Source organism: Afipia sp. P52-10, assembly GCF_000516555.1.
In the GTDB taxonomy this organism is placed as follows: Bacteria; Pseudomonadota; Alphaproteobacteria; order Rhizobiales; family Xanthobacteraceae; genus P52-10.
The window spans coordinates 782,339-801,462 of record NZ_AZSJ01000007.1 but is presented as its reverse complement, the minus strand read 5'-3'; the positions used below and the strand labels follow the sequence as shown (position 1 = coordinate 801,462).

Annotated in this window: 14 protein-coding genes and 3 tRNA genes; 10 read left to right on the top strand and 7 right to left on the bottom strand. The window is 62.4% G+C overall.

Annotated elements, in window-relative coordinates:
• Positions 1-61: 61 nt before the first annotated feature.
• The 4 genes from X566_RS20985 to X566_RS20970 all read right to left on the bottom strand — a co-directional run bounded on the left by X566_RS20985 (position 62) and on the right by X566_RS20970 (position 5,032).
• Positions 62-1,174, bottom strand: coding sequence for an AI-2E family transporter (locus tag X566_RS20985; RefSeq protein ID WP_034471244.1), 1,113 nt, complete (start codon positions 1,172-1,174; stop codon positions 62-64).
• 262 nt (positions 1,175-1,436) lie between these two features.
• Positions 1,437-2,846: a type I glutamate--ammonia ligase gene (gene glnA / locus X566_RS20980; protein WP_034471241.1), complete on the bottom strand. Its 1,410-nt coding sequence runs from the start codon at positions 2,844-2,846 to the stop codon at positions 1,437-1,439.
• An 87-nt stretch (positions 2,847-2,933) separates the two neighbouring features.
• The gene (locus tag X566_RS20975) at positions 2,934-3,272 is read right to left on the bottom strand and encodes a P-II family nitrogen regulator (RefSeq protein ID WP_034471239.1); all 339 of its coding nucleotides are present in this window, start codon (positions 3,270-3,272) and stop codon (positions 2,934-2,936) included.
• Positions 3,273-3,664: 392 nt separating this feature from the next.
• Positions 3,665-5,032: a hypothetical protein gene (locus tag X566_RS20970; protein ID WP_034471238.1), complete on the bottom strand. Its 1,368-nt coding sequence runs from the start codon at positions 5,030-5,032 to the stop codon at positions 3,665-3,667.
• 117 nt (positions 5,033-5,149) lie between these two features.
• On the opposite strand from X566_RS20970, the gene X566_RS20965 reads away from it, so the two are divergent.
• Positions 5,150-6,646 (top strand): bifunctional ADP-dependent NAD(P)H-hydrate dehydratase/NAD(P)H-hydrate epimerase, encoded by a 1,497-nt coding sequence (locus tag X566_RS20965; protein WP_034471236.1) that lies wholly within the window; start codon positions 5,150-5,152, stop codon positions 6,644-6,646.
• A gap of 2 nt (positions 6,647-6,648) precedes the next feature.
• On the opposite strand, the gene X566_RS20960 is transcribed toward X566_RS20965, so the two are convergent.
• Positions 6,649-7,965, bottom strand: coding sequence for a multicopper oxidase family protein (locus tag X566_RS20960; protein WP_034471234.1), 1,317 nt, complete (start codon positions 7,963-7,965; stop codon positions 6,649-6,651).
• Between the two features lie 164 nt (positions 7,966-8,129).
• Between X566_RS20960 and X566_RS20955 the strand changes: the two genes are divergently transcribed.
• The 8 genes from X566_RS20955 to X566_RS25095 all read left to right on the top strand — a co-directional run bounded on the left by X566_RS20955 (position 8,130) and on the right by X566_RS25095 (position 16,765).
• A tRNA-Leu gene (locus tag X566_RS20955) sits at positions 8,130-8,214 on the top strand.
• A gap of 111 nt (positions 8,215-8,325) precedes the next feature.
• Positions 8,326-9,681, top strand: a complete 1,356-nt coding sequence (gene tig / locus X566_RS20950) for a trigger factor (protein ID WP_034471232.1) — start codon at positions 8,326-8,328, stop codon at positions 9,679-9,681.
• Between the two features lie 313 nt (positions 9,682-9,994).
• On the top strand, positions 9,995-10,633 hold the full coding sequence (locus tag X566_RS20945; RefSeq protein ID WP_034471230.1) for an ATP-dependent Clp protease proteolytic subunit: 639 nt from the start codon (positions 9,995-9,997) through the stop codon (positions 10,631-10,633).
• A 530-nt stretch (positions 10,634-11,163) separates the two neighbouring features.
• Entirely contained in the window at positions 11,164-12,438 is a 1,275-nt protein-coding gene (gene clpX / locus X566_RS20940; RefSeq protein WP_034471228.1) for an ATP-dependent Clp protease ATP-binding subunit ClpX, read from the top strand.
• A 346-nt stretch (positions 12,439-12,784) separates the two neighbouring features.
• Positions 12,785-15,205 carry an endopeptidase La gene (gene lon, locus X566_RS20935; protein ID WP_034471226.1) on the top strand — a complete coding sequence of 807 codons (2,421 nt, stop codon included), beginning with the start codon at positions 12,785-12,787 and terminating at the stop codon, positions 15,203-15,205.
• Between the two features lie 153 nt (positions 15,206-15,358).
• Positions 15,359-15,434 (top strand) — tRNA-Val (locus X566_RS20930).
• 177 nt (positions 15,435-15,611) lie between these two features.
• Positions 15,612-16,460 (top strand): NAD(P)-dependent oxidoreductase, encoded by an 849-nt coding sequence (locus X566_RS20925; protein ID WP_034471224.1) that lies wholly within the window; start codon positions 15,612-15,614, stop codon positions 16,458-16,460.
• 134 nt (positions 16,461-16,594) lie between these two features.
• The gene (locus X566_RS25095) at positions 16,595-16,765 is read left to right on the top strand and encodes a hypothetical protein (protein ID WP_160170504.1); all 171 of its coding nucleotides are present in this window, start codon (positions 16,595-16,597) and stop codon (positions 16,763-16,765) included.
• A 39-nt stretch (positions 16,766-16,804) separates the two neighbouring features.
• Here X566_RS25095 and pepT read toward each other — a convergent pair whose 3' ends face one another.
• Both pepT and X566_RS20910 read right to left on the bottom strand, forming a co-directional pair.
• The gene (gene pepT, locus X566_RS20915; protein ID WP_081740378.1) at positions 16,805-18,139 is read right to left on the bottom strand and encodes a peptidase T; all 1,335 of its coding nucleotides are present in this window, start codon (positions 18,137-18,139) and stop codon (positions 16,805-16,807) included.
• A gap of 74 nt (positions 18,140-18,213) precedes the next feature.
• Positions 18,214-18,513: an HU family DNA-binding protein gene (locus X566_RS20910; protein ID WP_034471220.1), complete on the bottom strand. Its 300-nt coding sequence runs from the start codon at positions 18,511-18,513 to the stop codon at positions 18,214-18,216.
• A gap of 329 nt (positions 18,514-18,842) precedes the next feature.
• On the opposite strand from X566_RS20910, the gene X566_RS20905 reads away from it, so the two are divergent.
• A tRNA-Asp gene (locus tag X566_RS20905) sits at positions 18,843-18,919 on the top strand.
• The last annotated feature ends 205 nt before the right edge of the window (positions 18,920-19,124 follow it).

Genomic DNA, 19,124 nt, shown 5'->3' with positions numbered 1-19,124 from the left:
CTTATGCGGGCTCGATTCTAGCGGGCCTTCGCAGAGGATGCGCTCACTTCTGCGAGATGGATCAGGCTGCGGCCGCCGATTCTGCGAGCGGAAAAGCGTGGTTCAAAATCACCTTGATGATCGCGATCATCGGCAGCGCAAGGGCAAGCCCCCAGAGCCCGAACAGAAAGCCGAGAAAGATCTGGGCGGCGAACAATGTCGCCGGCGGGATGGCGATGGCATGACGTTGGATTAGCGGCGTCAGGATATTGCCCTCGAGGAACTGCACGAGCAGGTAGAGGCCGAACGCGCCGGCGACAGCGGGTAGTCCCGAACCAAGGCTCGCCAGAACGATGAGGACGCCGGCGAGCACCGCACCGACATTGGGGATGAACGACAGGAACCCGGCGATGAAACCAAGGACAAGGGCGCCGGGAATGCCGATCAGCGACAGGCCGATCCAGGTGATGATGAAGATGGAGCTCATCGTCATGATCTGGCCGATGAGCCAGCGTCGCAACGTTTCCCCGACATTGTCGGCGAGCGACGCGGCTTGCGGTGCGTATCGCTTCGGCACCAGCCGCATCAGCCCACTTCGGTAGATCTGTGGCTGGGCCGCGAGCAGGATGCCGAGCAGGATAATGACGAAGACGTTGCCGAGCGTTTCGAACAGCCCTGACAGGATTCGCCATGTCTGACTGACGATCGCGCTGGTGCCGGATGCGATGGCGCCTGCGCTCGGCAGATTCGACAGGTTCGGAGGGGCATGCGGCGCGTCCGGATTGGCTCCGGCGGCCGTGCCGAAGTTCAGATAGCTCGTATCGACGCCGCGCTCTTCCAGGAAGGTCTTCACGGTACCGATCTGCGAGCGCAGAGTCGTGCTGAGTGCGGTCGCCTGCTGGGCGATGGTTGCGCCGCCAAGCACGATGACCGTGGAGAACAGGCCGGTCAGGAACACGCAGACGAGGACAAGTCGTAACACATGCCCGCCGCCGACCACCCGGCCGAGCAGATCGGCAAGGGCGACGAGGAAAACACCGAACAGGATCCCGGAGAACAGCAGCAGGATCGTTGCCGAGGCGTGCCAGGCGATTGCAAGGACAGCCGCGAACGCAACGATGCCGCAGCCGCCGAGGGCGATCGCTTTGGCAAGGCCGCGGGCCGACGTCGTCTGATCGAAAAGGGGGGCTGTCACGGGACCGGTTCCTCGGTTTCGGGGCCTTCGACTTTACCCTTGTTGCTGAACCGCGAGGCTTGATCAAGCAGCGCGCGAAGGCCAGCGGGCCGAGGGATGGCGCGGGAGGGCAGATATCCGGGTGTGGCCTGTCCCGAATTGGCGCGGAGCAATGGCGCGGCAGCACCGGTTCACTTCGGCGCCGTGGGCAAAACAAAAGGCGCCCCGTGAGGAGCGCCTTTCGCTTGTCGATCCATGTTGCGCAGATCGCCCCTGGGGAGGCTTACTGCGAGTAGTACATGTCGAACTCGACCGGGTGCGGCGTCATTTCGAAGCGCGCAACTTCGGTCATCTTCAGCTCGATGTAGCTGTCGATGAAGTCGTCGTCGAACACGCCGCCAGCCTTCAGGAACGCGCGATCCTTGTCGAGGCTCTCGAGCGCTTCGCGCAGGCTGCCGCAAACGGTCGGGATCTGCTTCAGCTCCTCCTTCGGCAGGTCGTACAGATCCTTGTCCATTGCCGGACCCGGATCCATCTTGTTCTTGATGCCGTCGAGGCCGGCCATCAGCATCGCCGCGAACGCGAGGTACGGGTTGGCCATCGGATCAGGGAAGCGGACTTCCACGCGCTTGGCCTTCGGCGAGGTGGTGTACGGAATACGGCAGGACGCCGAGCGGTTGCGCGCCGAGTAGGCGAGCAGCACCGGCGCCTCATAACCTGGGACCAGACGCTTGTAGGAGTTGGTCGACGGGTTGGTGAAGGCGTTGATGGCCTTCGCGTGCTTGATGACGCCGGCGATGTAGGACAGGCAGGTGTCCGACAGGTCGGCATACTTGTTGCCCGCGAAGGTCGGCTTGCCGTCCTTCCAGATCGACTGGTGGACGTGCATGCCCGAGCCGTTGTCGCCATAGATCGGCTTCGGCATGAAGGTGGCGGTCTTGCCGTAGATGTGCGCGACCTGGTGGATGCAGTACTTGTAGATCTGCATTTGGTCGGCCATGTGCACCAGCGTGTCGAACTTCATGCCAAGCTCGTGCTGGGCGGAAGCGACTTCGTGGTGGTGCTTCTCGACCTTGACGCCCATCTTGGCCATCGCTCCGAGCATCTCCGAGCGCATGTCCTGCACCGAGTCCTGCGGCGGGACCGGGNAGTAGCCGCCCTTGGTGCGGATGCGGTGGCCGAGGTTGCCGCCTTCGTACTCTGTGTCGGAGTTGGTCGGCAGTTCCGAGGAATCCAGCTTGAAGCCGGTATTGTACGGGGTTGCCGCGAAGCGCACGTCGTCGAACACGAAGAACTCGGCCTCGGGGCCAACGAACACGGTGTCGCCCACGCCCATGGACTTCACCATCGCCTCGGCCTTCTTGGCGATGCCACGCGGATCGCGGTTGTAGGGCTCGCCGGTGGTCGGCTCAAGCACGTCGCAGGTGATGACCATGGTGGTCTCTGCGAAGAACGGGTCGATGGTGGCGGTGACCGGGTCCGGCATCAGCTGCATGTCGGATTCGTTGATGGCCTTCCAGCCAGCGATGGACGAGCCGTCGAATGCCGTGCCTTCGGCGAAGAAGTCTTCATCGATCATCGACACATCGAAAGTGACGTGCTGCCACTTGCCACGCGGATCGGTGAAACGCAGATCGACGTACTTTACGTCGTTGTCCTTGATCTTCTTCAGGACGTCTTTAGCGGTCGTCATAGATACCCCTTGTTTGTACAGGTCTTCATAGTTTGGCCGCTGACTACGGCCGTTGGGTGATGTCTTCAGGTCAGGGCGAGGGAAATGTCAAATCGCATCGAGTCCGGATTCTCCCGTGCGGATGCGGATGGCCTCTTCGATGTTGGAAACGAAAATCTTGCCGTCGCCGATCCGTCCGGTCTGGGCGGCGCGGCGGATGGCCTCGATCGCTTTCTCGACCAGGTCGTCGGAGATCACAATCTCGATTTTCACCTTCGGCAGGAAGTCCACGATGTACTCGGCGCCCCGGTAGAGTTCCGCATGCCCCTTCTGTCGCCCGAAGCCCTTGGCTTCGGTGACCGTGATGCCCTGCAATCCCACTTCCTGAAGCGCTTCCTTCACCTCGTCGAGCTTGAACGGCTTGATGATAGCCTCGATCTTCTTCACTGAATGTCTCCCGGCACTTCCAATCCTTCCACGCGCGTCGCGTTCACACGGCTCCGCGTGGTTCGGCGAGCAGTTTCGTCCACCGTTCCGCGCGGTCCTAAGGCCGAGGCGGGCGGGCCGTCGTCAACAGTGCCTCCATCGCTTAACCTGAAGCCAAGTCACCGTCCTGTAAGCAGGCTCCGTGCCAACTGGCTGAGACGCGCGAAAGCTGCGTGTTATCAATTCACTAATGGCTACTGCGCAGTCCTGCCAAGGGCAGGAGGCGCGTTGTTTGCCGTAAAAGTAGGCATTATGCATATTTTTTAGACAGCAAGATGACGAGATGAGCCAGCGGAGCGCGATCGTGCCTTATCTGCGGGCGCATTGCGTCGGCCGCAGGCAGGTGCGCGCCGTTAGTCTGCGGGTGCGGTGCCGGTGGGTGTCAAAGTTTGGGACGTCGGGCGGGTGAGCACCTCTTTCACGATCCGGCAAAGGCGAACCAGCGGAATGAGACAGAGCAGGTACAGGGCAGGGAAGACCGGCAGCGCATAGCGGGTGGCCGCGAAGAACGGCACGTGGGCGGTATATAAAAAGATCAGCAGCAGGCTCGCCATTCGCAGCACACGCATACGGGGGCTGGCGCGGCCGGACCGGGTCCAGACTAGGATGCTGCCGATGGTCGCAAGCAGCATCATCAGATTGTGCGTCGAGGCATAAAGGGTGTGAATGATCCGGAACGCAGGTCGGCTCGCAAAAGGGCTGTCGAGCACCGGATAGACAAAGACGTCGCCGGCGCCGTCGACATTGTCCCACTGCAGCAGATAGGCGGCCTTTTCGAGCACATACCAACGCGCCATGCCTGGAGGATCGGCCGTGATCCGGGCCCATACCTCGCTCAGCGCCAGCATAACGCTCTGGCGAGCGGTTTCGAAGATCGGATCGGTGAATCGCGGGTAGGGAAAAGTTTTAGGGTCGTCGTTGATGACATAGCCGCGATAGGAGCCGTCGAGCATCGTCGCGGCGATCAGGCTTCCCTGATCGTCGAGCGGAAGCAGTGCGTTGCGGATCATCCATGGGGCAACGACACAGGCCGCACCGATGCAGCCGGCGACCAGGGCCGCCAGCCGGTCCCTGCGGCTTTCGAATGCGAGGCAAAGCAGCGGCGCGAAGGCGATGAAGATCGGGCGGAACAGCGCTAGCAGACCGACGATGATGCCAAGGGCGAGGAAATAAGCCGCGCGGCCGGGACCTTTGGCCGGTACGGCCCGAGCGGTTACCATCAGCAAGCCGGCAACCAGCAGGATCGCGAACGGTTCGGTCAGGAGGTAGACGGAGATGGCCGTCAGGTGCGGCGAGGCCGCGGTCAGCAGGCCGGCCGCGACCGCTGCCGGGAGTGGCAGCACCGCCGCGGCGGCAATGAACAGCGCGACGGAGGCACCAGCGCCTGCCAGGACGTTGACGACCTGGAAAAACGGCAGGGTCATTTGCTCATCGGGCGACATGGCCAGGAACGCGGCAATGAGCAGCGGCAATCCAGGTGGGCGGTAGGCGTCTGGCCGAACGGCCTGCGGCGGGTCGGCCTGGTCTCCCGCCGAGCGGCTGTAGATGCCGTGATGCACGAGATTGTAGGCCGACAGGTAATATTCCCGGGCATCGACGCGGAGCGGTTGATCAACCGTGGTCGTCTGGACCGCAACTGCCCGGACATACAGCGCGCAAAATCCGACCAACAAGGCCAGAAGGATTTTGCTGCGAGTGAGTTTTCCGAGCGCCTCGACCATCACCCTGCTGCCCCGGTGAGACATTATGCGCGGAACTTATGCCAGCGCAGTCGTTTCCAATTCTTTAGAGTTCGCGCATGTAGGAGGCACCGCAAGCCAATCCTGACCGGGGAGCCGATGGAAATCCTGACCAATCAGCAAATGGGAGAGGCCGACCGGCTGACGATTGCGGACGGCACCGACGGCTACATGCTGATGCAGCGGGCTGGTCGTGCGGTCGCGGAAGCTGCGGCTGACCTTGCCGGTGGCGGGCCGATCCTCGTGGTCGCTGGGCGTGGCAACAATGGCGGCGACGGCTTCGTCGCGGCTACGGTGCTCGCAGCCGCTGGCTGCGATGTTTCGGTGATGCTGCTGTGTCAGCGCGAGACGCTGAAAGGGGATGCTGCTGCGGCCGCGCGCGACTGGAGTGGCTCAGTGCTGGCCTGTGCCCCCGATGCGCTCGGTCATCCGGCTCTGATCGTGGATGCGTTGTTCGGGGCGGGGCTGGACCGGCCGGTGAAGGGCGATCCGCACGCGGTTATCGGCGCGATCAACGCGAACGGCGCCCCGGTGCTGAGTGTCGATCTGCCGAGCGGCATCAATGGAACGACCGGGCAGATCATGGGCACGGCTGTCCGAGCGACCGAAACCGTCACCTTCTTCCGCAAGAAGCCTGCGCATCTGCTGTTGCCCGGCCGGGCGCATTGCGGGCGGGTGCGTGTGGCCGACATCGGCATAGCGGCGCGAGTCCTCGAGACGATCGGCGTGCGCCTATTCGAGAACGATCCGGATCTATGGCAGGCAGCGTTTCCGGTGCCGGGATTGGAGGCGCACAAGTATGCGCGGGGGCATGCCGCTATCGCCTGCGGCGGTGTCGCAGCCACAGGCGCTGCGCGGTTGTCGGCGCGTGCTGCCCTGCGCGGTGGGGCAGGGCTCGTGACGCTGGCGACGCCAAGCGAGGCGCTGGCCGTCAATGCAGCGGCCCTGACGGCGGTCATGGTGCGGCCGATCGATACCGCGGTCGAGTTTGCCGAGATGCTGGCGGATCGCCGCTTCAATGCCTGCGTCGTCGGCCCCGGCTGCGGGATCGGGGCGCGCACGCGTGATCTCGCGCTAACGGCGATTGGTGCGAACCGCGGGGTCGTTCTCGACGCCGACGCGTTGACGAGTTTTGCCGATGATCCTGCTGCCCTGTTTGCGGCGATCAAGACAGACGAAGCAGGCGCCGTCGTCTTGACGCCACATGAGGGGGAGTTCCGGCGGCTGTTCGGCGACATTGCCGAGCGGCCCGACTTGTCGAAGCTCGAGCGGGCGTGGCTCGCCGCCGAGCGGTCCGGCGCTGTGGTTGTGTTGAAGGGCGCCGATACGGTCGTGGCTGCCCCCGACGGACGCGCCTCGATTGCCGCGAACGCGAAGCCGTGGCTTGCGACCGCCGGGTCGGGCGATGTCCTTGCCGGGATCATCGGTGCGATGCTGGCGCAGGGTGTCGGCGCGTTCGAAGCAGCGTCGATCGGCGTGTGGATGCACGGCGAGGCCAGCGCCGAGGCTGGTCCGGGACTGATTGCGGAGGATTTGCCCGAGGTGCTTCCCACCGTGTTCCGCCGTCTCTACGATGCGTTCGAGATCGCCTATTGATCTCAGGCGACGGCGAACCAGCGCAAAAGGCGCGGGGCTGTCCAGGCGATACCCATGAACTCCAGCAGCCAGGCGCCGGGATACCCGGCCAGGAAAGCGATACGGTGGGTCTGTCCGGCATCGAACAGGAGCGTGTCGAGCCAGAACGGTTTCCAGCCGTCGTCGAGCCGGTCCAGCAGCCGAAAGGGGTGGCCATGCAGGTGGAAGGTCGCGGGGGCCTGCGAATGGTTGGTGATGGCGAGAACGACGGTCTGGCCTCGGCGCGCACGGAAAGCCGGCGGGAGGGTGAGCGACAGCCCATCCGCCGGATGCCATTCGGTGGCCTGGGCGCCAAATGAGAGCGTGAAGCGCTGAGCGCCCTGCAGCGGCAGGCGTGCGGGCAATCCGCTTCGCTGCAGCGGCTGAGCCGGCGACAGCGGGGCGCTGCGGACCGGAGATTCGTCCGAATAGCTTAGCGTCGCGATCGGTCTCGGCGACGTTCCGTCGTGCAGATGGATCGGCGAAACCGTCCTTGGCGGTTTGACCGCATCGATCAGGGTGTCGATCCGTGCGCCGGGCGCAAGGATCATACGGCCGTCGCGCGCCGGAAACGGCTCCGCCGGGCGACCGTCGATCGCGATGATCTGTGGTTCATGGCCGTCGATTCTCAGTGCGATGACAGCGCGATGGCAGCCGTTGATGATGCGGAGCCTCAGCCGCTCATGGGTACGGGTGAGGATGTTCCAATCGCGCTTGCCGTTGATGGTGTAGATCGTTGTCGCATCGCTTGAATCGCGGCCCGGCGTGAGCAGCGTGCCATTAACAGCCAGCCGCCAGTCCTCGATCAGCAGAACCTCGTCGCGGTCGACTTCCGGCGGCGCAGTTTCCCGGACCACGAGCGCGGCGCCCGGCAAAGGGCGATCCATGCGGTCTCCGCCGAGGCGGGATTCGAGGAAATATGTGCCGCTGGCCCGGAGCGCGGCCCTGCGGGAAGTTCCCGGCTGGAATGCGGGCTGGGCTATGAGCGGTTCGGCACTGGTCATGCCATCCAGACCGTGCCAGGTGAGGTGGACCGAGCCGGGTAACGCGTTCGTCAGTTCGACCTGTGCGCCCTCCGTGGCGGGCGGTAGCACCAACGCCTCGGGGGTGAAGCGCCAGGCGACGGTCGCCGGTGCGCCAGAACGAAGCGGGACGGTGCCGTTTTCCATGCGCAGCGGCTGCGGGGATGATGTGGCGGTCTGGCCATGACCGGCTCTGGCGTTCAGCGCAAGCGCGCCGCCAGCGAGGGTGAACAGGGTCCGCCGGGTCAACGAAAAGGGGGAAGCGCGACGATCAGGCATCCCGGATGCGGATCATGTTCGTCTCTGCCTGTCCAGCGCGGATGCGGGCTTGATGTTGCAAGCTTGCGCGCGATCCGCCGCAGGACCATTTTTTTGCTGCGGGCGTTGTTTCGCGTGTTATAAGCCGCCGCCCGCGGCCGGAGCCGCCGGACATCGTGCTCTTCGCGGGCGTGGCGGAATTGGTAGACGCGCTGGGTTTAGGTTCCAGTGACGAAAGTTGTGGGGGTTCGAGTCCCTCCGCCCGCACCAAACTGCGTGCAGTGACGATATGACGGACCGGGCGCGCTTGCATGGATGTGAGCGCTTTGCGAAGGATTATCAGGGTCTTACACGGGCCAACTTGAGAAGAAGATTGATACGATGCAAGTGAACGAAACGCTCTCCGAAGGTCTCAAACACGAGTTCCAGATCAGCGTCCCAGCCGCCGATCTCGACGCCAAGGTCGACGAGCGTCTGGCCGACATGAAGGATAAGGTGCGGATGAACGGGTTCCGCCCCGGCAAGGTCCCGGTCGGTCACCTGAAGAAGATGTACGGCAAGTCCGTGATGGCCGAAACCATCGACCAGATGGTTCGCGACACCAACACCAAAATCTTCACCGAGCGCGGTTTCAAGCTCGCCACCGAACCCAAGGTCACCCTGCCGACCGAGCAGGATGAGATCGAGAAGCTGCTCGATGGCAAGTCGGACCTGAACTACACGGTGGCGATCGAGGTGATTCCGGCGATCGCACTCGCCGATTTCAAATCCTTCTCGGTCGATAAGCCCGTGGTCGAAGTGAGCGACAAGGATGTCGACGAGGCGGTGGCACGAATTGCCGAGCAGAATCGCCCGTTCGCCGAAAAGGCCGAGGGCGCCAAGGCCGAGACCGGTGACCGGGTTACTGTCGGCTTCAAGGGCACCATCGACGGCGAAGCATTCGAGGGCGGCACCAGCGAGAACATTCCGGTGGTGATCGGATCGAACACCTTCATCCCGGGATTCGAGGATCAGCTTGTCGGCATCGGCAAGGGCGAGACCCGCACGCTCAAGGTGACGTTCCCGACCAACTACGGCAACGACAAGCTCGCGGGTAAGGACGCCGAGTTCGTCACCACGGCCAGCCTGATCGAAACGCCCGAGGCGATCACCCCGGACGACGAATTCGCCAAGAAGCTTGGCCTGGAGTCGCTCGACAAGCTGAAGGAAGCCGCCCGTGCGCGGATTCGTCAGGAGTTCGATGGCGCCACCCGGCAGAAGGTGAAGCGTCAGCTCCTCGACCAGCTCGACGAGACCCACAAGTTCGACCCGCCGCAGACGCTCGTGCAGCAGGAGTTCGACCTGATGTGGGAGTCGATCAAGAAGGAGATGGAGTCCGTCAACCGCACCTTCGCCGACGAGAACACCACGGAAGAGAAGGCGCAGGAGGACTATCGCAAGATCGCCGACCGCCGCGTCCGGTTGGGGCTGGTGCTGTCGGAGATCGGTGAGAAGAACAACATCACGGTGACCGACGAGGAAGTGAGCCGCGCGCTGGTCGAGCGTGCGCGTCAGTTCCCTGGACAGGAAAAGCAGGTCTGGGATTACTATCGCAACAACCCGTCCATGCTGGCCCAGCTCCGCGCTCCGATCTTCGAAGACAAGGTGGTGGACTTCCTGCTCGAACTCGCAAAGGTCAATGAGAAGCCGGTGACCCGCGAGGAGCTGTTCAAGGAAGATCCGGCACCCGCCGCCTGATCGTAAGAACCTCTGAAGAAGCGCCCCGGGACCTGTATCCGGGGCGTCTTTCTTTTGCGTGAAGCTCTTGGCTTTTGCGTCGCGCAGATTACGTTAACCCTATGATCGATAGGGTGGATTTGTTTTTCATCCAGGCTTTGCGATGGTCCACCGAATCGGCTTCCATCGTCACTGGCTGCGCTTGACTTGTGTGGCCGAGCCTTGATCTTGCTTACGACCATTCGGTCCATATCTTGAGTGTCCCGCATCACGAAGCGTTCGTCCGGCTGCCGTTGCTGTCTGCCTGTCGCTTCACAACATTTTTGGGTGAGCCATGCGCGATCCGGTCGAAACCTACATGAATCTCGTTCCTATGGTCGTCGAGCAGACCAACCGCGGCGAACGGGCCTACGACATTTTCTCGCGCCTTCTGAAGGAGCGCATCATCTTCATTACCGGTCCGGTGGAAGACGGCATGGCGACGCTGGTGGTTGCCCAGCTCCTGTTCCTGGAAGCCGAGAACCCGAAGAAGGAAATCTCGATGTACATCAACTCGCCGGGCGGCGTGGTGACGTCGGGCCTTGCGATCTACGACACCATGCAGTTCATCCGCCCGCCGGTTTCGACCCTGTGTACAGGACAGGCGGCATCGATGGGCTCGCTGCTGCTGGCGGCTGGCGAGAAGGACATGCGCTTCTCGCTGCCGAATGCACGGATCATGGTTCACCAGCCGTCCGGCGGTTTCCAGGGTCAGGCGACCGACATCATGCTGCACGCTCAGGAAATCCTGAACCTGAAGAAGCGGCTGAACGAGATCTACGTGAAGCACACGGGCCAGCCGTACAAGGCGATCGAGGATGCGCTGGAACGCGACAAGTTCCTCACCGCCGACATGGCCAAGGAGTTCGGCCTGGTCGACAAGGTGATCGACAAGCGTCCGGACGAGCCGACCTCCGCCTCGAAGGCTGCTTGATCGGTCCAGCGATTCCCCAGGTGCGGCGAGCGCAGACACTCAAGGTCCCGGTCCGGCACCGACCACCGGACCGGCCTCTGCGAGGTAGGCTCCCTTCGAGAGCCTTTTCGTCGCATCTATCCTGCCTTCAAACGGCCGCTCGACTGCAACATGACGGTTCGGGGTGGGTGTTCGATGGGATTTTGCCGGCCTGGACGAGGAAATCGGGCCGGATGCGCTGTTCCGCCACGGCGGGGCGGCGGCAACGGTAAAATGTGAACGAGAATTGTTGAGACCTCGGCACGAAAAGGCCCTAAAAGCCGATTTGAACCTCAGCGAAGCCCCGGAGTCATTAGCTAAATCTTGATTATCACGGGCCTAGCATGGTCCACTAGGATGGACCGTGTGTGAGGGGGCTGATGTAATGATTACGATTCGTGAGAGTCTCTGAGCCGGGTGGTCTTTTTGGTACAGGAATTGCTCCCAAATAGGGGAGCTCCAAACGGGCAAGACCGGTAGAACTGTAAGACGAGAGGCGGACGGAGAAGAGAATGAGCAAAGTTGGTTCAAGTGATTCCAAGAACACGCTGTATTGCTCGTTCTGCGGCAAGAGCCAGCATGAAGTCCGCAAGCTGATTGCGGGCCCGACGGTCTTCATCTGCGACGAGTGCGTCGAACTCTGCATGGACATCATCCGCGAGGAGAACAAGTCCTCGTTGGTGAAGTCGCGCGACGGTATCCCGACGCCGAAGGAAATCTGCAAGGTGCTCGACGACTACGTCATCGGGCAGAACCATGCCAAGAAGGTCCTGTCGGTGGCGGTGCATAACCACTACAAGCGCCTCAACCATCAGACCAAGCACAACGACGTCGAACTGGCGAAGTCCAACATCCTGCTGATCGGTCCGACCGGCTCGGGCAAGACGCTGCTGGCGCAGACGCTGGCGCGCATCCTCGACGTGCCGTTCACCATGGCGGATGCGACGACGCTGACCGAGGCCGGCTATGTCGGTGAGGATGTCGAGAACATCATCCTGAAGCTGCTGCAGTCCGCCGACTACAACGTCGAGCGTGCGCAGCGCGGCATCGTCTACATCGACGAGATCGATAAAATTTCGCGCAAGTCCGACAATCCGTCGATCACCCGTGACGTCTCGGGTGAAGGCGTGCAGCAGGCGCTGCTTAAGATCATGGAAGGAACGGTGGCTTCTGTCCCGCCGCAGGGCGGCCGCAAGCATCCGCAGCAGGAGTTCCTGCAGGTGGACACCACCAATATCCTGTTCATCTGCGGCGGCGCGTTCGCGGGCCTGGAAAAGATCATCTCGGCGCGTGGCCGTTCAACCTCGATCGGGTTCGCGGCCTCGGTGATGGCGCCGGAAGACCGCCGTACCGGCGAAATCTTCCGCGAAGTCGAGCCCGAGGATCTGTTGAAGTATGGCCTCATTCCGGAGTTCGTCGGCCGTCTGCCGGTCGTCGCGACGCTGGAAGACTTGGACGAGGCTTCGCTGAAGAAGATCCTCACCGAGCCGAAGAACGCCCTGGTCAAGCAGTATCAGCGGCTGTTCGAGATGGAGAACATCGAGCTGACCTTCGCCGACGAGGCGCTTGGCGCGGTCGCGCGCAAAGCGATCGAGCGCAAGACCGGCGCCCGTGGCCTGCGTTCGATCCTGGAGGCGATCCTGCTCGAGACCATGTTCGATCTGCCGAGCCTGGAGGGCGTCGAGGAGGTCGTGATCTCCCGCGAAGTGGTCGAAGGGACCGCACGGCCGCTCTACATTTACGCCGATCGCTCCGATCGTGCGGTGGAGAACAGTGCCAGCGCCTGATGACGCTTGTGTTCCAGTCTGCGGGCGGTGCATTCGGTCTGCGAATGCACCGCCCGTTTGCGTTGCGCAGGCACTATGATGCAGCTGTGACGCGCACGTTAGGGAATGGTTGCGGACGATTGCCTGGTTCCCTTGACTCGTCCCCATCGGATAGCCACCTAATAGCCCGCAGCGATTCAAAAAAGTGCTTTGGATTCGCTGATTTAAGACCCCGGTGGATGAGCGGGCCCGTTCCGGTCCAGCACATCAAGACGGCAAATCCACCGGTCCATTCGCACCTTGTGGCGGTTGCGTCCTGCGGGCGGGCTGCGGAACAAGGGGGCACAGAGAAAGGAAGTCGAAGGCCATGACTGCCAACAAACCCCGGCCGTCCATCGTCTACGGTGAAAGCAACACATATCCGGTTCTTCCACTGCGCGATATCGTCGTGTTTCCGCACATGATCGTGCCGCTGTTCGTCGGCCGCGAGAAATCGATCCGCGCCCTCGAAGAGGTGATGAAGAACGACGGGCTGATCATGCTCGCGACGCAGAAGAACGCGTCCGATGACGATCCGAGCCCGGATTCGATTTATGAGGTCGGCACGCTCGCCAGCGTGCTGCAGCTCTTGAAGCTCCCCGACAACACCGTGAAGGTGCTGGTCGAGGGCCTGTCGCGCGCGAAGGTCGGCAAGTATGCCGAGCGAGCTGAGTTCTATGAGGCGGAGGCGACGCCGCTCGCCGACAGCGATACCGATAGCATCGAGGCGGAAGCGCTCTCGCGTTCGGTCGTGTCCGAGTTCGAAAACTACGTGAAGCTGAACAAGAAGATCTCCGCCGAGGTCGTCGGCGTCGTTCAGCAGATCAAGGATTTCGCCAAGCTCGCCGATACCGTCGCCTCGCATCTCGCAGTCAAGATCCCGGATCGCCAGGGCATCCTGGAGACGTTGTCCGTCACCCAGCGCATGGAAAAGGTGCTGGGTCTGATGGAGAGCGAAATCTCGGTGCTGCAGGTCGAGAAGCGCATCCGCTCGCGCGTCAAGCGCCAGATGGAGAAGACCCAGCGCGAGTACTACCTCAACGAGCAGATGAAGGCGATCCAGAAGGAGCTCGGCGACGACGAAGGTCGCGACGAGCTGTCTGATCTGGAAGAGAAGATTGCCAAGACCAAGCTTTCCAAGGAAGCGCGGGAGAAGGCGCAGCACGAGCTGAAGAAGCTGCGCCAGATGTCGCCGATGTCCGCGGAAGCGACGGTGGTGCGCAACTATCTCGACTGGCTGCTGTCGATCCCGTGGGGCAAGAAATCCAAGGTCAAGAAGGACCTCAATGCCGCGCAGGAGGTGCTCGACAGCGATCACTATGGGCTCGAGAAGGTCAAGGACCGCATCGTCGAGTACCTTGCCGTGCAGTCCCGCGCCAACAAGCTGAGCGGACCGATCCTGTGTCTCGTCGGCCCTCCGGGCGTCGGCAAGACCTCGCTCGGCAAGTCGATCGCCAAGGCGACCGGCCGTGAGTTCGTACGCGTGTCGCTCGGCGGCGTGCGTGACGAAGCGGAAATCCGCGGTCACCGCCGGACCTATATCGGCTCGATGCCGGGCAAGATCATCCAGTCGATGCGCAAGGCGAAGACGGCGAACCCGCTCTTCCTCTTGGACGAGATCGATAAGATGGGCGCCGACTTCCGTGGCGATCCGTCGTCGGCTTTGCTCGAGGTTCTCGACCCCGAACAGAACGCGACGTTCAATGATCACTACCTGGAGGTCGACTACGATCTTTCCAATGTGATGTTCATCACGACCGCGAATACGCTGAATATTCCCGGCCCGCTGATGGACCGCATGGAGATCATTCGGATCGCCGGTTACACGGAGAACGAGAAGGTCGAGATCGCGCGCAAGCACTTGATCCCCAGCGCGCTCTCCAAGCATGGCCTCGATTCCAAGGAATGGTCGATCGACGACGACGCGCTGCTCTTGATGATCCGCCGCTACACCCGTGAAGCGGGTGTGCGTAACCTCGAGCGTGAGCTTTCGACACTGGCCCGCAAGGCGGTGAAGGAGCTGATGATCTCGAAGAAGAAGTCGGTCAAGGTCACCGAGAAGAACCTCGAAGACTTCCTCGGCGTGCCGAAGTATCGCTTCGGCGAGATCGAGAGCGACGATCAGGTCGGCGTTGTCACAGGTCTGGCGTGGACCGATGTCGGCGGCGAGCTGCTGACGATCGAAGGCGTCATGATGCCCGGCAAGGGCCGCATGACCGTCACCGGCAACCTGCGCGACGTGATGAAGGAATCGATCTCCGCGGCGGCATCCTATGTCCGCTCGCGTGCGGTCACCTTCGGTGTCGAACCGCCGCTGTTCGATCGGCGTGATATCCACGTGCACGTGCCGGAAGGCGCGACGCCGAAGGATGGCCCGTCGGCCGGCGTGGCGATGGCAACCGCGATCGTTTCGATCCTGACCGGCATTCCGGTGCGGCACGATATCGCCATGACAGGCGAGATCACGCTGCGCGGTCGGGTGCTGCCGATCGGCGGTCTGAAGGAGAAGCTCCTGGCTGCCGCGCGCGGCGGTATCAAGACGGTGCTGATTCCCGAGGACAATGCCAAGGATCTCACCGAGATTCCGGATGCGATCAAGGGCGGTCTGGAGATCGTGCCTGTGTCGCGGATGGACGAGGTGATCGCCCGGGCGCTGGTGCGCAAGCCTCAGCCGATCGAGTGGGAGGAGGACAAGTCCATCCCACCGAAGACCGAGGCGGGTGACGACGCGGGCCTTACCGCCCACTGAGCTCTCGCTTCTAAGCACATGCGAACGGCGCCTTCGGGCGCCGTTTTCTTTGCTGGCATTCGTCGATAAGCCTGAGGTGCGGCCGCCGCTATACCATTCAGCGATTATGGCCGCTTGCTTTCGGAGGCAGGCGAGGGCTAAACAGGCGCCAAAGGGCGGTTAGCTCAGCTGGCAGAGCATCTCGTTTACACCGAGAGGGTCGGCGGTTCGATCCCGTCACCGCCCACCATGTTTTTGAACCTTTGGTGCCTTTCTCCACCAGAACCGATCTGCCTGACAGTCTGCGGCATGTCATCATGTCGTGATGCAATCATGGTCCGACCGCTGCTTTCCGTTGCTGCCTGCGATGGTCTACAGTCTGCTCCTGTACGGTCCAACTCACGACAAACAATCCAGGACAAGAACAATGACGGTCATTGCAGTCGTCGCCATGGGCGAAATGGGAGCCGGCGTCGCGCGGCGGCTGGTGGAGCGGGGCGCCACGGTCTTGACTTCGTTAGTTGGCCGCAGCGGCGCGAGCGCCGAGCGCGCGAAGGCCGCCGGCGTCGGTGCGGTGGATGACGCCGCGTTGGTCGGCGAGGCGGATATGATCCTGTCGATCGTTCCGCCGGCCGCCGCCGGTGCGACGGCCGAGCGCTTCCTGCCCTTGATCGAGAAGGCTGCGCGTAAGCCCGTCTTCATCGATTGCAACGCCATTGCCCCGCAGACCCTTGAAGCCATCGCGAAGCTGTTTGCTGCGAAGACGCTGCCGTTCATCGACGCATCGATCATCGGCGCGGCTCCGAAAGCGGATGGATCGAGCCCGCGGCTCTATATGTCCGGGCCGATCGCAACCGAGGCGGACACGCTGAAGCGTCTGGGGCTTGATGTGCGCGTCCTGTCGGCGTCGCTTGGCGATGCGTCGGCTCTAAAGATGTCGTATGCGGGCATCACCAAGGGATTCCAGGCGCTGGGCGCATCCATGGTGCTCGGCGCGGGGCGCAATGGTGCGGCGGAGAGTTTCGTTGCCGAGCTGAAAGCCAGCCAGCCGCAGCTCCATGCCTGGCTCGTCAAGCAACTGCCTGCCATGTACGACAAGGCCTATCGCTGGGATGGCGAGATGCGTGAGATTGCCAAGTTCCTGCTGCCGGAGCAGGGTGCGTCAGAGATGCTGACCGGAGCGGCCAATCTCTACGAACATATCGCTGCCGACAATCGCGCCGGTCCGCAGTCGGAAATCATCTCGACCCTCAACCGCTTTGTGACCGGCAAGTAGGTTCGCAAAGACGCCAAGCTTGCACGGTCCCCTTAGCCTGGAACCGGTTACGCGCCGAGCCCGTTGTCTCCTTGTTAAAACGGCAGAAGGAGGCGTCGATGGCTCAATACGAAACCGATCGGATGAGCGGGCGGATGATGATGATCGTCGCCATCGCCGCGTTCATCGGTCTGACAGTTCTGTACGTGCTGATTCCGAATGGATCTCGGTTCGCGGCGAATGACGCGCCGCAGGTGACAATGAACCAACCGGTTCCGGCGACGCCTTCGCCGTCCGGAACGGGAACGGTCGGGCAGAGCAAATAGCGTTGCGTTGGCGATCGCAGTCGCGTCCCGCTGATCGGCTCAGGCGGCCCGTTCCTCGAAGATTGCCGCCAGATGGACGATTGTCCGTACAGCGGCTTGCATGTCTTGGACAGAGACCCACTCCAGGCGCGAGTGGAACGCATGCTCGCCAGCGAAGATGTTGGGGCAGGGGAGCCCCATGAAGGACAGGCGCGAGCCGTCGGTGCCGCCGCGGATGCTGGACCGCACCGGCGTCAGGCCGGCGCGGCGGATGGCTTCGAGCGCGTTTTCGACGATTTCCGGATGCTGGTCCACCACCGCCTTCATGTTGCGGTACTGCTCTTTGACAGTCATCCTGTAGGTTGAGCGGGGATAGTCCTTCATCACCTCCTGGACGATCTGCTCCAGCAGCGCCTCTTTCTGCTTGAGTCCGTGCTCGGTGAAGTCGCGCACGATCAAGCTGATGGTCGCGCTTTCCAGCGTGCCGGAGATGTTGGTGGGATGGAGGAAGCCTTCGCGCCCCTCAGTGGTCTCCGGCGAGCAGGTTTCCCTGGGCAGGCGGTCGATGATCGCGGCCGCGATCTTGATGGCGTGCTCCATCTTGCCCTTGGCGAATCCCGGATGGGTGCTGACGCCTTCGATGGCGATCGTGACGCCGTCGGCGGAGAACGTCTCGTCCTCGAGGTGGCCCGCACTCTCTCCGTCGATGGTGTATCCGAAGTCGGCTCCGAGCTTCTTCAGGTCGGCCTTGTCGACGCCACGGCCGATCTCTTCGTCGGGCGTAAACAGGATTTTCAGGGTGCCGTGTTTGATCTGCGGATTGCTCAGCAGGATATGCACCGCGTCCATGATCTCGGCGACGCCGGCCTTGTTGTCGGCGCCGAGCAGGGTGGTGCCATCGGTGGTGACGATGTCATGGCCGATCTGGTCGCGCAGCGCGGGATGCTCGGCCGCGCGAATCACTTGGCTCCTGTCGGCCGGCAGCACGATGTCGCCGCCCTGATAATTCCTGACGATCTGCGGTTTGACGTCCTTGCCGGTGCAGTCGGGCGATGTGTCCATGTGCGAGCATAGGCAGATCACCGGCACCTGCTTGTCGGTGTTCGAGGGCACCGTCGCGTACACGTAGCCGAACGAATCGAGGTGCGCGTCGCTCAGTCCGAGCTCCTGCAGCTCCTTTACGAGCAACCGTCCCAGGTCTTTCTGTTTTTCCGTGGACGGGCAGGTCGGGGAGGCCGGGTCGGATTGGGTATCGATCACGACGTAGCGCAGGAAGCGCTTGAGGACGGTGTGCTGGAAGGCAAGGGATGTCACGGAGAAGAGGCCTTTGCTGCTGACGATCGCGCCGTGGCGCGTGCCTATCCTCGCAAAAAGCAAATCGTCCCGGAACCCCATTCGTGCAGGGGCCGGGACGATGCAACAGCGTTAAGGAAGACTGAAACCGTTCCAGCGCCTGCTGGATGCGGGGATCAGATTGCTTCCTTCAGCTCCTTGGCGGCGCGGAAGGCAACCTTCTTGCTCGCCTTGATGTGGATCTGCTCGCCGGTCGCGGGGTTGCGGCCCATGCGGGCGGCGCGCTTGCGGACCTGGAGGATGCCGAGGCCGACGATGCGGATGCGGTCGCCCTTCTTGAGGTGCTTGGTGACGCGGGTCACCAGGTCCCCGAGGATACCTTCGGTCTGCTTCTTCGACAGCTCGTGATCCTCGGCAAGCGCTGCCGCAAGGTGCTTCAGGGTAACCGTATTCGGGGTCGCTGCTTTCTTCGCCATAGTGGCCCTCCTCTGGAAGTTTCAGGTTCCAGTGCGTTTCAGGCGGACGATCGGGCCTGTCTGACGACGCTCTGGTCTCGAATTCGGCGCGAGCGCGGGTCGGAAACTGAAATCCCCCCGAGACAGTTCGTGCCAAAACACGCGTGAAATCAGGCCTTAGTTGATTCGGCGGGGACTTGCCTATGCTGTTTTCCCTGTAAACAGGGCATTTTTTGCATCGACCACAGGAGAAGTGCTGCTGTGAAGGGAGATTTGCAACTGCCTTGACTAAGCAGGAACAGCCCTTTAAGTCCCTGCCCACGACGCGGGTCTCACACGAGACAGCCCGCGCGGGAGTAGCTCAGTTGGTTAGAGCGCCGGCCTGTCACGCCGGAGGTCGCGGGTTCGAGCCCCGTCTCTCGCGCCATTCATTTCAATGGCTTAGCCTTCCAGATCCCGGTTTGCTGTTTCGCTTCCCATGTGGACGCGCGAGCCTGTGTTTCGCGCAGCTATTGTCACACGGGGATCATGACGACTCGCGCATGACGTCTTGATTCGACGGCGCTTCACGATTCAACGGCGCTTCGTCGCGATGGCCGTCGCGATCACTTGGAGCGATCAGGAGGCGTTGA

Bases quoted from the DNA above. Each gene is read 5' to 3' on its own strand.
- X566_RS20970 (WP_034471238.1), bottom strand. From the start codon at position 5,032: ATGGTCGAGGCGCTCGGAAAACTCACTCGCAGCAAAATCCTTCTGGCC.
- X566_RS20965 (WP_034471236.1), top strand. From the start codon at position 5,150: ATGGAAATCCTGACCAATCAGCAAATGGGAGAGGCCGACCGGCTGACG.
- X566_RS20960 (WP_034471234.1), bottom strand. From the start codon at position 7,965: ATGCCTGATCGTCGCGCTTCCCCCTTTTCGTTGACCCGGCGGACCCTG.
- tig (WP_034471232.1), top strand. From the start codon at position 8,326: ATGCAAGTGAACGAAACGCTCTCCGAAGGTCTCAAACACGAGTTCCAG.
- X566_RS20945 (WP_034471230.1), top strand. From the start codon at position 9,995: ATGCGCGATCCGGTCGAAACCTACATGAATCTCGTTCCTATGGTCGTC.
- clpX (WP_034471228.1), top strand. From the start codon at position 11,164: ATGAGCAAAGTTGGTTCAAGTGATTCCAAGAACACGCTGTATTGCTCG.
- lon (WP_034471226.1), top strand. From the start codon at position 12,785: ATGACTGCCAACAAACCCCGGCCGTCCATCGTCTACGGTGAAAGCAAC.
- X566_RS20925 (WP_034471224.1), top strand. From the start codon at position 15,612: ATGACGGTCATTGCAGTCGTCGCCATGGGCGAAATGGGAGCCGGCGTC.
- X566_RS25095 (WP_160170504.1), top strand. From the start codon at position 16,595: ATGATGATGATCGTCGCCATCGCCGCGTTCATCGGTCTGACAGTTCTG.
- pepT (WP_081740378.1), bottom strand. From the start codon at position 18,139: ATGGGGTTCCGGGACGATTTGCTTTTTGCGAGGATAGGCACGCGCCAC.
- X566_RS20910 (WP_034471220.1), bottom strand. From the start codon at position 18,513: ATGGCGAAGAAAGCAGCGACCCCGAATACGGTTACCCTGAAGCACCTT.